We start from the raw sequence: 14,337 nt of genomic DNA on the forward strand, positions 1-14,337 counted from the left end.
GGTCGGGCCCAAGGATTGATTGGGCGGTCCCATCGACGAGCGGACGGGGGTAGCGTCGAATTCCTTGTAACCATACTCCGGGGTCATCAAACTTGCCCAGCAGCCGGAGCGAATCCGACGGTCAAAGGCGAGACCCGCAATACCCTAATGGTTGATCTGCGGAAAGCGACGAAAGGAAGGCGTATGTCCAAGAAAACGCGCAAGAAATCCTCCATGCCATCCCCCAAGACCCGCAAGGCTTCCGCCGCAAAACCGGCCGCGGCCAAGACTGCCAGCAAGACCACCCGCCGCAGCACGCCGGCATCGACCAAAAAGCGTGCCGCCAAGGTAGCCAACAAGGCCACCAAAACCGCTACCAAGAAACCGGCGAAGACGGCCAAGAGCGCTTCAGCCAAAGCGTCGCACAAGCCGACATCGAAACAGTTAATAAAATCCAATCTATCGGATACGCCCAAGCCGGCTGCCGGAACCGGACTGGTCGAAGGCGCCATGGCGCCCCCCTTCAGCCTGCCGCGCGACGGCGGCGGCAGCGTCTCGCTGGCAGACTATGCCGGCAGGAAACTGGTGCTGTTTTTCTATCCGCGCGCCGACACGCCCGGCTGCACCCGGGAGGCGATCGACTTCACGCGGCTCGATAGCGCGTTTGCCGATGCCGGCGCGGTGGTGCTCGGGATCTCGGCCGACACCGTAAAGGCCCAGGAATCCTTCCGGAACAAGCACCAGCTTTCGGTTCCTCTGATCTCGGACGAGCAACATGAGATGCTCGAAGCCTATGGCGCCTGGGGCGAAAAATCGATGTACGGCAGGACTTTTATGGGGATCATTCGAACGACGGTTCTGATCGGCGCCGACGGACGGATCGCCAAAATCTGGCGCAATGTGCGGGTCGACGGCCATGCCGACGAGGTGCTGGCTGCCGTTCGTGCCATGTGATCGGCAGGTTCCATTTCCCAAAAATTAACCATGAACGGGTCAAATCGGCACGCAAATTGAGCCGAACGGAGCTGATTTCCGACCGGCGCGGGAGTGCCGATGTCGTACCGTTCCGGTCATTATGCCGACCACCACCATCCCCACGATCATGGCCGGACGCCGCCCCGCCGTCCGGCACCTCACGCGGCACGGGCCACCGCAGCGGTCGATGGCAACGGATATGCCATCGTCCATGCCGGCAAGCAGGTCCGCTTCGGGCCTGTGGTGTTCTGGATCGTCGTCGGCACGATTGTGCTGCTTGGCATGTGGTCGGCGGCCACTGCCACCTATTTCGCGTTTCGCGACGACGTCCTGACCCGGCTGATCGCTCGCCAAGCCGAGATGCAATACGCCTATGAGGACCGCATCGCGGAGCTGCGCGCGAAGGTCGACCGCACCACCAGCCGCCAGTTGCTCGATCAGGAACAGTTCGACCAGAAGCTCGACCAGATCATGCGCCGCCAGACCGCGCTCGAATCGCGCGCCACCGCCCTTGGCGCGATGCCGGATATCGCGGCGACCGGTTCGATTCGGCCTCCGGCGCGCGGCGCGGCCGCGGAGACGCCCGCTTCCGGCAGCCTAAAACCCTCCCCGATCAGCGACACCGTGATCTTCGTCGCGCCGCCGGATCGCGAGGCTCGGCTGGAATCGCGCACGCCCGCCGTCGCCAAGCCGCAGCCAAATCAGTTCGCCAAGGTTCAGGGTGTCGACAATGTCCTGGTCCGCCTGCAGACCTCGCTGGACACCGTCGAGCGGCGGCAGATGGCGGCCTTGAGCTCCGTCGAGGACAGCATGGAATCGCGGCTGCGCCGCATGCGTGGCGTGTTCACCGATCTCGGCCTCAATATGGCGCAACTCGAAGCCGCCACACCGCGCTCGGCCATTGGTGGTCCGTTCGTGCCGGTGAAGCTGCCGGCGGATGCCGGTGCGTTCGAACGCCAGCTCAACCGGATCAATCTCACCCGCGCCCAGATGCAGCGCCTCAACGCGACGCTCGCGCTGGTGCCCTACCGCAAACCTGTCGTCGGCGAGGTCGAATTCACCTCGGGCTTTGGTGTTCGCAGCGATCCATTCCTCGGCCGGCCCGCGATGCATACCGGCCTCGATTTCCGCGCTGCCACCGGCGATCCGGTGCGCGTCACCGCGAACGGCAAGGTGGTGTCCTCGGGGTGGCTGGGCGGTTACGGCCGCATGGTGGAGGTCGATCACGGCAACGGCCTGTCGACCCGCTACGGCCACCTGTCGGAGATTCACGTCAGGGTCGGCGACTTCGTCAAGATCGGCCAGGTCATCGGCGCCGTCGGCTCAACCGGCCGCTCCACCGGTCCGCATCTGCACTATGAAACACGGATCGACGGCGACGCCGTCGACCCGCAGAAATTTCTGCGCGCGGGCGTGCGGCTCAGCTCAAGCTAGCATCGCGCCATCAGAACTGGCGTGCTCGCTTGCTGATAGCGAAATACGTCGGCGGTTTACCGGCATGTGAACGGAACCGCGCGCCCGCGTCGGTGAATTTTTTTCTGGCCCCGTGTCGGATCGCATGGAGGCCCGGCGTCCTTGTGACAGAGACTGAGCGAACCCAAGCAAATCCTGCGATATACTCCGCTCAGCAATGGAGAAAGTACCGTCATGTCCCAAGGCAATACCGTTCGTTTGCATCGCGTCTTCGCGACCAAGCCGGAGAAGGTTTTTCGCGCCTTCCTCGATGCGGAAGCGATGGCCAAGTGGCTGCCGCCCTACGGCTTCACCTGCAAGGTCCACCAATTCGAGGCGAAGGTTGGCGGCACATTCCGGATGTCGTTCACGAATTTCACCACGAACACCGGCCATTCGTTCGGCGGTGAATATCTGGAGATCGTGCCCAACGAGCGGATCCGCTACACCGATCGTTTCGACGACCCCAATTTGCCTGGCGTCATCGAGGTCACCGTGACCCTCAAAGCGGTTTCGGTCGGAACCGAGATCAACATCGAACAGGCAAACTTGCCGACGGTGATCCCGGTCGAAGCCTGCTATCTCGGCTGGCAACAGTCGCTCGCCCAGCTCGCGTTGCTCGTAGAGCCGGATATTCCGGAATAGTGACGGTCGAGGAGAGGCACCACGCTGTGGTGCCTTATCCTCCAGTGCCCGACCTCGCCGGCATGATGTCGCCGAATACTTCCCATACCTCGCCGTTGTCTCGCAAAGCCGCTTCAGCGCTTGCAAGCATACACTTATTCCGTATGACGAAACGGCATTGTTGCCCGGCGCCAATTGTGATTGATGCAGGCTGCAGGCATGACCTTGCGCGATGGCGAGGCCCAGAGGTTGGACTAAGGCTTGAAACCGAACACACGAATTGGTCCGCGACACCCAAAACTCGCGGCGGGTGGATTTCGCTTTGCGCGCTGGCTCGCTGCAAAGACCATGGGTGCTGCCGGTTTCCATCAGCTCGGCTCTGAATTCGCCGATGCACGGATCACGCATGTGCGCGACAAGCTTGCGCGAGGCGAGACGGTCTATCTCGCGGGTCTCGGCGCGCCTGGCACGCACAATTCAGGGCTGGCGCTGGTCGAGGTGACGCAGGCGGATGGGCCACGGCTGATCGTCAACAACGAGGAAGAACGCTTTTCCGGCAACAAGCACACCACCGAATATCCGAAGCTGTCGATCGACGCGGCCGTGGCAACGCTGCGCGGCATGGGCCGCGACATCGGCGACATCGATGCCTGGCTCACGAGTTGGGATTATCCGACGCTCGCCGGCACGCTGGCGCGCTCGGTACTCGAGGAATTGCCGCAGAGCATAAAGCTCGTGCGCACCACCGAGGCCACAGGCTTCGACGGCCGCCGCCTCGACCAGATGACGCGGACGCCAAAAATCCTCGCCCGCCAGCTCGGGCTTGCCGAGCGCGTGCCATTGATCTGCCTGCCGCATCACGACAACCATGCATGGTTTTCCTACGCCGCCTCGCCGTTCGCCGACGATACCGCGCCGACCGCGATTGCGGTGCTCGACGGCACCGGCGATCAGGGCTCGATCTCGCTCTATGTGGTTGAGAGCGGCGCGATGCGTCGGCTCTACTGCAACGACAGCATGTTCGATTCACTCGGTGCATTCTATAGCGTGATCTCGTCGACACAGGGCGGCTGGACATGGCTGTCCAGCGAGGGCCGCTACATGGGCGCTGCCGCCTGGGGCGATATGGATCGCGCCAGCAATCCCTATTACGCGCGGCTGCGCGACGTTCTGCATTTTGGGGCGAACGGCGATATCAGGCTCAATCGCGCGCTGGCCAACTGGTATTGCGACCCGTTCGACCATCCCTACAAGGAAGCACTCACAAAAATTCTCGGCGAACCGCTTAAGCGAGAGCAGCTCTGGAATCCGGATGCGGTGCTGCGTGTCGAGGACATCCACCACCGTCCCGATACCAAGGACCGTCTCGACAAGGCGGCCGCGACGCAACTGGTGTTCGAGGACGCCATGATCCACGTCGTCGATCATGTGTTGCGCACGACCGGCGCCAACCGACTGGTATTGACCGGCGGCGTCGCGCTGAACGCGGTCGGCAATATGCGGCTGCTCGAACATTTCGACGAAACGTGGTTCACGAGCGCGCAGCAGCGCAATGCGCGGCTGCATCTGTGGGTGCCGCCGGTGCCCGGCGACCCTGGCGTCACCATCGGTGCCGCCTGGCTGTTCGCACATCTGGCGGGCGCTCCGCGCGGTGCGCCGATGACGCATGCTTTCTATTGCGGCACGTCCCCCTCGCAAGGCGATATCGTCCATGCGGTTGCGGCCGACGACATCGCCTCGCAAAAGATCGGCGATATCTCGACGCCTGAAGGCCTTGAAGCGATCGCCGACCTGATGGCGTTCATGGTCGCGCAAAACGGCGTGATTGCGCTGTATCAAGGCGCGGCCGAGACTGGGCCCCGCGCACTCGGCCATCGCTCAATTCTCGCCAACCCCTGCGATCCGGCGGTGCGCGAACTACTCAACGCGCGCGTCAAATACCGCGAGGCCATTCGGCCGCTGGCGCCGATGGCAACGTTGGAAGCGGCGAAAGATTACTTCGAACTGCTGCCCGGCGCTGCGGCTGCCGATTACAACGCCTATAATTACATGGTGCTGACAGCGCATTCGAAGCCGCATGCGCGCGGAAAAATCCCGGCGGTCATCCACGCCGACGGCACCGGCCGCATCCAGATCGTGCGCGCCGACGACGATCCCCTCACCTATGCCTACTTGAAGGCGCTCGGCCGCCACATCGGCGTCGAGCTGTCCGTCAACACCTCCTTCAACGTCGCAGGACCGATCGCGCAGACGCCACAGCAGGCGATCGATACGCTGCGCCGTTCCAAGGGGCTCGATGTCGTGGTGTTGGTGGCCGGCGACGGCACCGCCACCGCAGCCTGGCACGGCGGCGAGCGCGACAGCGGAAGGTTCAAAAACTGGATTGCCGACTGGAAGACATCAGCTTCCAGCCAGCCTACGCGATAATTCGCGTCTTCCCTGCAGATCGGGTAATCCGCCGGTTCAGAGATCGACGCGTTCGCTCGCAACCGTCTTGCGTTCCGCCATGTTGAACCGGCCGCTATAGATCGGGCGCTCACCGGTCGTCGGACCAGGATACTGGACGATGAATATCTCCCCGCCCGTTTCGGTGCGGAATTCACCCTCGAAGTGCGGGTCGGGATGGAACAACACCGTTCCCGGACCATGCAGCGTTCCGTCGATTGAAAACTCGCCTTTCAGGATGTGCCAGACCTGCGCGAAGCCATGATAGTGCTCGGGGTGATAGGCGCCGGGTTCAAGCCGCAGAATTCCCGCGTTCGGTTCGGTCGGGCGTTCCGGTCGCGGATGAAAAAGCATTTTGCCTGTCTCGCCCGGCCACCGGATCGTCTCCCATTCGACTTCGTCGAAATGACGCGTCTCGTAGGGCTTGTGATCCTTTCGCGACGCTTCGCGCGCGGTCGTCAATTCCGCATTTGCGGCCGCCGTATCGGGAATCTCCTTGCTCCTGACAGCACTCATTTTGCTCTCCCTTTTGCCGTGCTCTCTCGTTCGCTTTTCCTGCCCGCAATATTGCTCCACCACTCAACAGCGATGGCCGACTGATTTTCGATTGATGTCACCATGAGAAGGCGCGCACTGCCGGACTCCCGCGCCCACGCCATATGCTGCACGTCCGAGCGCAAATGAATCGAATCACCGCGTTGCAGCGCGATAGTTTCGTCCCCCACCTGAAATTCGACACTGCCTTCGAGGACAAAGCACATCTCTTCGCCTGGATGCGCGACCAGCGTCGCCTTGCGCGGTTTTGCCGACAATTCGAGCAGGAAAGTTTCCAGCCGCTGCTCGCCCACGCCCGAAGCGAGTTTGCGCCAGGCATAGTTTGCATCAGCGCCCTTCGATGGAGCGGCATCGATTGACCGCACCACGCGATACGCGCGCGTCCGGTCCTCTTCCTCGACGTCGGCAAACAATTCGGCCGGCGGCAACTGAAGGACGCCGGCAATTTCCAAGAGATTGCCGATCGAACACGCGATGAGTCCGCGCTCGATCCGCGAGAGAAATGTCGCTGACAGACCGACCATTCCGGCGAGTTCATCGAGCGTCAAACCGCGCGCCGAACGGGCCCTGCGAATGACGGCGCCAATTGCGGCAAGGCGCGCCGCCTCGCGGACGCGCCGGCCAGCTTCTGCCGAAACCACGCTGCTCTCCCGTTTTGCTTATAAGGCAAACCATATTGCTATATAGGCAAATGTCAAGTTGGCTCGCATCGCCTGCGCGAGCCCAACTTAACGTTCGAGAAACTTCAGCACGCGGCCGTCGATCAACAGCAGCGCGCTGCCGATCACCAGTGCGCCCACGATTTCACGCGGCGAAATCTGCTCGCCGAGCACGAGCGAGCCGAGCAGGATGGCCGTAACAGGCACCAGCAGCGTCACCAGCATGACATTGGTGGCGCCGGAGCGCCGCAGCACCTGGAAGAAAACGATATAGGCCAGCGCCGTCGACAAGCCGGCAAGACCGAACACCGCGAGCCATGTCACCGTATCAGGCATTGGCAATTGCCAGGGACGCTCGAAAATGCCGGCGACGACAGTCATCATCAGGCTCGATGCCACTAATTGAAACGTGGCGGTGGCAAGCGGCGGCGAATCTGATAGCGCGCGCCGCGCTATCAGCGCGGAGATGCCGTAGCTCAGCGCCGCCGCGAGACACAGCAGTACGCCGAGCCCCTGCCCGCTGGCAAAGCCTAATCCGCTGCCGCGAAGGATCACGACGCCGACAAGGCCGACGATCACACCGGCCACACGCCTGATGATGAGCTTCTCCTCGCCCGCCGCTGCCATCACCATCACCGTGAACAGCGGCGTGGTGGCATTGAGGATCGAAGCCAGCCCGCTCGGAATGTACATCTGTCCGGTGACGATCAGCGAGAACGGCAGCACATTGTTGAACAAGGCGACGCGGAAGAACGGCCTCCAGCCCACCCACCCCTTCGGAAACGGCAGTCGCTGCACGCAAAGCACCGGCAGCAGGATCATGGCAGCCAGCAGCACACGCAACAGCACGAGCGTGAACGGCGGCAATTCCCTTAGCACCAGACCGTTGAAGAAGAACGACCCGCCCCACAGGATCGAGAGCAGGCCGAGCAGCGACCAGTCGCGGGCGTCGATCCGGTTGTCGTTGGTGGTCATGGCAGTTCAAATCGAGAAGACAGGCGGGTCTATTAAGTCGCGCTGGACTTTGCCACCCGATTCCCGAATACGATTGTGCAGCGGCTATTTCCGCCGCGACTGCAGCACGTCCGAGTAGCGGTGCGTCGGCGAGCAGGCTCTCGGCCAGCCTCACCGCGTAAGCTGCATCCTCATGCGACCGAACCGATAAAGACCACTTTGGTCATGCGCTAGTCCACGTCCTCGACCTCGCCGGGCGCGGTGCCGAACGCGCGCTGCGCCAGCGTCGCCGCCATGAACTCGTCGAGGTCGCCGTCGAGCACGCCTGACGTATCGGAGGTCTGTACGCCGGTGCGCAGGTCCTTCACCATCTGGTAGGGCTGCAGGACGTAGGAGCGGATCTGGTGGCCCCAGCCGATATCGGTCTTGGCGGCCTGATCGGCGGCGGCTTGCTCCTCGCGCCTCTTCAGTTCGATTTCGTAGAGCCGCGCGCGCAGCATGTCCCAGGCTTGCGCGCGGTTCTTGTGCTGCGAGCGGCCGGCCTGGCAGACCACCGCGACGCCGGTCGGAATATGCGTCAGGCGCACCGCGGATTCGGTCTTGTTGACGTGCTGGCCACCGGCGCCGCCCGAGCGCATGGTGTCGGTGCGTACGTCGGATTCTTTAATGTCGATCTTGATGCTGTCGTCGACGACCGGGAAGATCGCCACGGAAGAAAACGAGGTGTGCCGGCGCGCGTTGGAATCGAACGGCGAGATCCGCACCAGGCGGTGCACGCCCGCTTCGGTCTTCAGCCAGCCATAGGCATTGTGCCCGCTGATCTGGATGGTCGCGGATTTCAGGCCGGCCTCTTCGCCTAGCGTTTCTTCCAGATATTCGATCTTGAAGCCGTGGTTTTCGGCCCAGCGCGTATACATGCGCAAGAGCATCGCGGCCCAGTCCTGGCTTTCGGTGCCGCCGGCGCCGGCATGCACTTCGAGATAGGAATCGAACTTGTCGGCCTCGCCGGACAGCAGCGCTTCCAGCTCGCGGCGGGCGACCTCCTTCTTCAGGGCTTTTAGCGCGTTCTCGGCCTCGACGACCACGCCTTCATCGTTCTCGGCCTCGCCGAGCGCGATCATCTCGACATTGTCGTCGAGCTCGCGTTCGACCTTGCCGATGCCCTCGAGCGCATCCACCAGCGAGGTGCGCTCCTGCATTAGCTTCTGGGCTTTCTGGGGATCGTTCCAGAGGTTGGGATCTTCGGCGAGCTTGTTCAGCTCGGCCAGCCGTGCCGTCGATTTCTCGACGTCAAAGATGCCTCCTCAGCAGCCCGACTGACTGCTTGATCTCTTCAACAAGGCGTTCGACTTCGGCGCGCATGGTCTCTTCTGTCTGCGGATGGAACCGCTACTGGATAGATGTTCAACGGGCCGGATGTAGCGGCGTACGCCGCAAAGCGCAATCGGCTCAGGCCAGTGAACTCGGGTTTTGTTTGATGCCGGCGGGCTAATACAGCCCGCCGGGGCGCATGACATTGGTGGCGTCAGGCGGGATTCCCGGCTGCATCGGCACCCGTCCGTCGTCGACCACGCCGACGACGGCGTAATTGTCCGGCGGTGCGGTGCCCGGCTTGAACGCTTCGAGGATGGTGCGGCCGCCCTCGCCCGGGTTGGGCCGCATGCCGCTCTTGGCATCGACGCGGACCAACCTGATGCCGGGGGGAATCTTGAACGGCGTCGCCGGCTTGTCGGCGAGCGCAAGCTTCATGAAATCTTTGACGATCGGAGCGGCGGTATGGCCGCCTTGCGCGGCTCTGCCCAGACTGCGGGGCTTGTCATAGCCAAGATAGAGACCGACGACGAGATCAGGCGAAAAGCCGATGAACCAGACGTCTTTTCCGTCAGAGGTGGTGCCGGTCTTGCCGGCGATCGGTCTGCCCACCTCCCGCAGCACCGATGCTGTGCCGCCCTGCACTACCCCTTCCATCATCGAGGTGATCTGGTAGGCCGTCATCGGATCGAGCACCACCTCGCGGCGATCCACCAGTTGCGGCTCGGGTTGGTTTTTCCAACCGCCAGGCGCATCGCAGCCGCGGCACTCGCGCGCGTCATGCTTGAAGATGGTGCGGCCGTAACGGTCCTGGATGCGGTCGATCAAGGTCGGCTTCACGCGACGGCCGCCATTGGCGAACATCGAATAGGCCGTGACCATCCGCATCACTGTGGTTTCACCGGCGCCGAGCGAATAGGAAAGATAGCTCGGTAATTCTTCATAGACGCCGAAACGTTTGGCATATTCGCCGATCAAGGGCATGCCGACATCCTGTGCCAGCCGCACCGTCACGGTGTTGACCGACCATTTGAGGGCTTCACGCAGGGTAAATGGGACCCCGGTAGCTGCCAACCGAAAAGTTCTCGGGACGCCAGACGCCGGCGCCCGGTCCCTGATCGATCTCGATCGGCCCGTCGACCATGATGGTCGATGGCGTATACCCATTGTCCATCGCCGCCGAATAGACCAGCGGCTTGAACGTCGATCCCGGCTGCCGATAGGCCTGCGTCGCGCGATTGAACTGGCTTTGGTCGAACGAGAAACCACCCACCATCGCGAGCACGCGCCCGGTCCACGGATCCATCGCGACCATGGCGCCGGACACTTCAGGCAATTGCCGCAGGCGATACTGGCCTTCGACCGGGTTGCCGTCCTTGATCAGCGGATCGGCGTAAATCACGTCGCCCGGCGACAAAATTTGCGAGACCGAGATCGGCGCCTTGCCGCGCGCCGGCACAGAAGCCGCCTTCGCCCATCTGACACCGTCCAGCGTGATGAGGCCGGTTTGCCGTTCCTTGGAGATGGCGCCCCCCAGTTCGCGGCCGGGCTGGAAACCGATCCGCGCCGACTGATCGGACGTCTCCAACACTACGGCCATCCGCCAGGGCGAGATGTCAGAGAGCGATTTGACGTCGGCGAGTTTCACGCCCCAGTCGCCGGAGATGTCGAGCTTGCTCACAGGTCCGCGCCAACCCTGGGCCTCGTCAAACTTCACGAGACCGGCGGCCATCGCTTTCCGCGCCATCACCTGCAGCTTCGGATCGAGCGTGGCGCGGACCGACAGGCCGCCTTCATAGAGTTTCTTTTCGCCGTAGCGCTCGAAGATGTCGCGCCGGACTTCCTCGGCAAAATATTCGCCGGCAAAAGTATGCGCGGCATTGGACCGGCTGGCCACGACCAGCGGCTCCTTGCGGGCCTTGTCGGCATCGGCCTGCTTGATCCAGCCGTTTTCCAAGAGGCGATCGATCACATAGTTACGCCGCTCGATCGATCGCTCGCGGCTGCGCACTGGATGCAACGTGCCCGGTGCCTTCGGAAGCGCAGCAAGATACGCCGCTTCCGCAACCGTCAGCTCGTTCACCGATTTGTCGAAATAGACCAGCGACGCCGCCGCGATGCCGTAGGCGCCGAGGCCGAGATAGATTTCGTTGAGATAGAGCTCGAGGATGCGATCCTTCGAATACGCCCGCTCGATGCGCATCGCCAGCAAGGCTTCCTTGATCTTGCGGGTGAAGGAGACCTCGTTGGTCAGAAGAAAGTTCTTCGCGACCTGCTGGGTGATCGTTGACGCACCCTGCGGACGCTTGTTGGAGCCGAAATTCTGCACGTACGCCACGGCCGCGCGCGCCATGCCGGTGAAGTCGATGCCGCCGTGCTCGTAGAAGTTCTTGTCCTCTGCCGCGAGGAAGGCGTTGGTGACGAGTTTTGGCACCGCCTGAATCGGCAGATAGAGCCGGCGCTCCTTGGAATATTCGCCGAGCAGCGCGCCGTCCGACGCATGGATGCGCGTCATCACCGGTGGCTCGTAATCCTGAAGCTGCGAATAGTCGGGCAAGTCCCTGGAGAAATGCCAGATTGCGCCTGCAACGCCTGCCACACCGACCAGAAACACCACGGTGCCAGCAGTAAACAGAAAACCCACAAACCGCACCAGCAAGCGCATTACCGAAATTCCATTCCAACCCTTGCGCCGCAACATCCGGCGTTTGCCCTCGGGCGAAGGCTTTGCGCTATCCTCGGACGCCTATCTCTTCGCTCTGCCGCGCTACCAACCGTCGGACCCACCGGGTCCAGACGTGTGTATCACGCAGTGTCCAAGGATACATCTTGAGATTGCAGACGATTCGTGCGGGGTCAATAAAGCCCGCCGGTGCCGGGCCGCATGATGTTGCCCGCATCAGGCGGATAGCCTTGCGAGTATCCCTGCGGCACCCGGCCATCCATGTCGGCAACACCGATAACCGAGTAATTGTCCGGCGGCGCGGTGCCCGGCTTGAACGCTTCGAGGATGGTGCGGCCGCCCTCGCCCGGACCGACGCGCATGCCGCTCTTGGCATCGACGCGAACCAGCTTGATGCCCGCGGGCACCTTGAACGGGACCGCCGGCTTGTCGGCAAGCGCGAGCTTGAGGAAATCCTTGGCGATCGGCGCGGCGAGATGACCGCCGGTCATGCCGCGGCCGAGATTGCGCGGCTTGTCGAAGCCGACATAGATGCCGACCACGAGGTCCGGCGAAAAGCCGATGAACCACGCGTCTTTTTCATCGTTGGTGGTGCCGGTCTTGCCGGCAATGGGCTTGCCGACTTCCTTGACCACCGTCGCGGTGCCGGCCTGCACCACATATTCCATCATCGAGGTGATCTGGTAGGCCGTCATCGGGTCCAGCACCTGCTCGCGGCGGTCGACCAGTTGCGGCTCGGCCTGGTTCTTCCAGCCGCTCGGCGCGTCGCAGCCGCGGCATTCGCGGGCGTCGTGCTTGAAGATGGTGCGGCCGTAGCGGTCCTGGATACGGTCGATCAGGGTCGGCTTCACGCGGCGGCCGCCATTGGCGAACATGGAATAGGCCGTGACCATGCGCATGACCGTGGTTTCACCCGCGCCGAGCGCATAGGACAGGTAATTCGGCAATTCGTCATAGACGCCGAAGCGCCGCGAATATTCGCCGATCAAGGGCATGCCGATGTCCTGCGCCAACCGCACCGTCACCGTATTCAGCGATTGCCGGAGCGCGTTCCGCAGCGTCGTCGGGCCGCCGTATTTGCCGGACGAATAGTTCTCCGGGCGCCACACGCCGGCGCCCTGCCCCTGGTCGATTTCGATGGGCGCGTCGACCACGACGGTCGACGGCGTATAGCCATTGTCCATTGCCGCCGAATAGACCAGCGGTTTGAACGACGAACCCGGCTGTCGATAGGCTTGCGTCGCGCGGTTGAACTGGCTCTGGTCGAACGAGAAGCCGCCCACCATCGCCAGCACGCGGCCGGTCCACGGATCCATGGCGACCAACGCGCCGGACACTTCCGGCAACTGGCGCAGCCGGTATTGGCCCTCGACCGGCTTGCCCTCCTTGTCGAAGAGCGGGTCGGCATAGATCACGTCGCCCGGCGACAACACCTGCGCCACGGAGCTCGGCGTCCTGCCCTTGACGGGTCCGGATGCAGCCTTGGCCCAGCGCACGCCGTCGAGCGTGATGATGCCGGTCTGCCGCTGCTTGCTGACGGCGCCACCGAGTTCGCGGCTCGGTTGGAAACCGATCCGCGCTGACTGGTCGGATGTCTCCAGCACCACGGCCATACGCCAGGGCGAGATATCAGAGAGCGATTTGACGTCGGCGAGTTTCACGCCCCAGTCGCCGGAAATATCGAGTTTTGAGGGCGCGCCGCGCCAGCCGCTGGCTTCGTCATATCTGACGAGACCGGCGACCATGGTCTTGCGCGCCATCACCTGCATTTTCGGATCGAGCGTGGCGCGGACCGAGAGGCCGCCTTCGTACAACTTCTTTTCGCCGTAACGCTCGAAGATGTCGCGCCGGACTTCCTCGGCGAAATATTCGCCGGCGAAGATATGGGCGCCGTTGCCGCGGCTGGTGACGTTGAGCTGTTCCTTGCGGGACTTTTCGGCGTCGGCCTGCTTGATCCAGCCGTTTTCCACGAGGCGGTCGATCACGTAATTGCGCCGCTCCACCGCGCGATCGCGGTTACGCACCGGGTGCAACGCCGCTGGCGCCTTCGGCAACGCCGCCAGATAGGAGGCTTCCGCGACGGTGAGCTCGTTCACCGATTTGTCGAAATAGACCAGCGACGCCGCCGCGATGCCGTAGGCGCCGAGACCGAGATAGATTTCATTGAGATAGAGCTCGAGGATGCGGTCCTTGGAGTAGGCGCGCTCGATGCGCATCGCCAGCAAGGCTTCCTTGATCTTGCGGGTGAAGGAGACCTCGTTGGTCAAGAGGAAGTTTTTTGCGACCTGCTGGGTGATCGTCGACGCGCCCTGCGGACGCTTGTTGGAGCCGAAATTCTGCGCGTAGAGCACGGCCGCGCGCGCCATGCCGGTGAAGTCGATGCCGCCATGCTCGTAAAAATTCTTGTCTTCGGCCGCGAGGAACGCGTTGATGACGAGTTTTGGCACCGCCTGAATCGGCAGATAGAGCCGGCGTTCCTTGGAATATTCGCCGAGCAGCGCGCCGTCAGACGCGTGCACGCGCGTCATCACTGGCGGCTCGTAATCCTGAAGCTGCGAATAGTCGGGCAAGTCCTTGGAGAAATGCCAGATCGCGCCTGCGACGCCTGCCACGCCGACCAGGAACACCACGGTGCCGGCCGCAAACAGGAAACCCAAAAACCGGACCAGCAAGCGCATTATCGAAGTTCCGTTCCAACCC

General features: G+C 62.8%; 9 protein-coding genes and 1 pseudogene. 4 read left to right on the forward strand and 6 right to left on the reverse strand.

Translation table 11 applies throughout. The annotated features are described in order from the left end of the window. The first annotated feature begins 183 nt into the window (after window positions 1–183). From V1277_RS33205 to V1277_RS33220, 4 genes are all read left to right on the forward strand, one after another. Window positions 184–933 (forward strand): redoxin domain-containing protein, encoded by a 750-nt coding sequence (locus V1277_RS33205; protein WP_334419945.1) that lies wholly within the window; start codon window positions 184–186, stop codon window positions 931–933. 99 nt (window positions 934–1,032) lie between these two features. Next, a complete protein-coding gene (locus V1277_RS33210; RefSeq protein WP_334419946.1) occupies window positions 1,033–2,388 on the forward strand; it encodes a M23 family metallopeptidase in 1,356 nt (451 codons plus the stop codon). 213 nt (window positions 2,389–2,601) lie between these two features. Further along, window positions 2,602–3,051 carry an SRPBCC family protein gene (locus V1277_RS33215; protein WP_334419947.1) on the forward strand — a complete coding sequence of 150 codons (450 nt, stop codon included), beginning with the start codon at window positions 2,602–2,604 and terminating at the stop codon, window positions 3,049–3,051. 240 nt (window positions 3,052–3,291) lie between these two features. Then, window positions 3,292–5,457: a carbamoyltransferase C-terminal domain-containing protein gene (locus V1277_RS33220; protein ID WP_334419949.1), complete on the forward strand. Its 2,166-nt coding sequence runs from the start codon at window positions 3,292–3,294 to the stop codon at window positions 5,455–5,457. A 36-nt stretch (window positions 5,458–5,493) separates the two neighbouring features. Here V1277_RS33220 and V1277_RS33225 read toward each other — a convergent pair whose 3' ends face one another. The 6 genes and pseudogenes from V1277_RS33225 to V1277_RS33250 form a co-directional block, all read right to left on the reverse strand. Further along, the gene (locus V1277_RS33225; RefSeq protein ID WP_334419951.1) at window positions 5,494–5,991 is read right to left on the reverse strand and encodes a cupin domain-containing protein; all 498 of its coding nucleotides are present in this window, start codon (window positions 5,989–5,991) and stop codon (window positions 5,494–5,496) included. Beyond that, window positions 5,988–6,671: a helix-turn-helix domain-containing protein gene (locus V1277_RS33230; protein ID WP_334419952.1), complete on the reverse strand. Its 684-nt coding sequence runs from the start codon at window positions 6,669–6,671 to the stop codon at window positions 5,988–5,990. Before V1277_RS33230 ends, V1277_RS33225 begins: the two co-directional genes overlap by 4 nt. Before the next feature lie 87 nt (window positions 6,672–6,758). Beyond that, entirely contained in the window at window positions 6,759–7,664 is a 906-nt protein-coding gene (locus V1277_RS33235) for a DMT family transporter (RefSeq protein WP_334419953.1), read from the reverse strand. A gap of 209 nt (window positions 7,665–7,873) precedes the next feature. After that, a protein-coding gene (gene prfB, locus V1277_RS33240; RefSeq protein WP_334375643.1) for a peptide chain release factor 2 occupies window positions 7,874–9,005 on the reverse strand; the annotation gives its coding sequence in 2 pieces (ribosomal slippage) (window positions 7,874–8,935 and window positions 8,937–9,005; 1,131 coding nt in all). Window positions 9,006–9,131: 126 nt separating this feature from the next. After that, window positions 9,132–11,619 (reverse strand): annotated as a pseudogene (locus tag V1277_RS33245) (penicillin-binding protein 1A). Window positions 11,620–11,810: 191 nt separating this feature from the next. After that, on the reverse strand, window positions 11,811–14,315 hold the full coding sequence (locus V1277_RS33250) for a penicillin-binding protein 1A (RefSeq protein ID WP_334419954.1): 2,505 nt from the start codon (window positions 14,313–14,315) through the stop codon (window positions 11,811–11,813). Between the last annotated feature and the right edge of the window lie 22 nt (window positions 14,316–14,337).

It is taken from the genome of Bradyrhizobium sp. AZCC 1588 (assembly GCF_036924735.1).
In the GTDB taxonomy this organism is placed as follows: Bacteria; Pseudomonadota; Alphaproteobacteria; order Rhizobiales; family Xanthobacteraceae; genus Bradyrhizobium.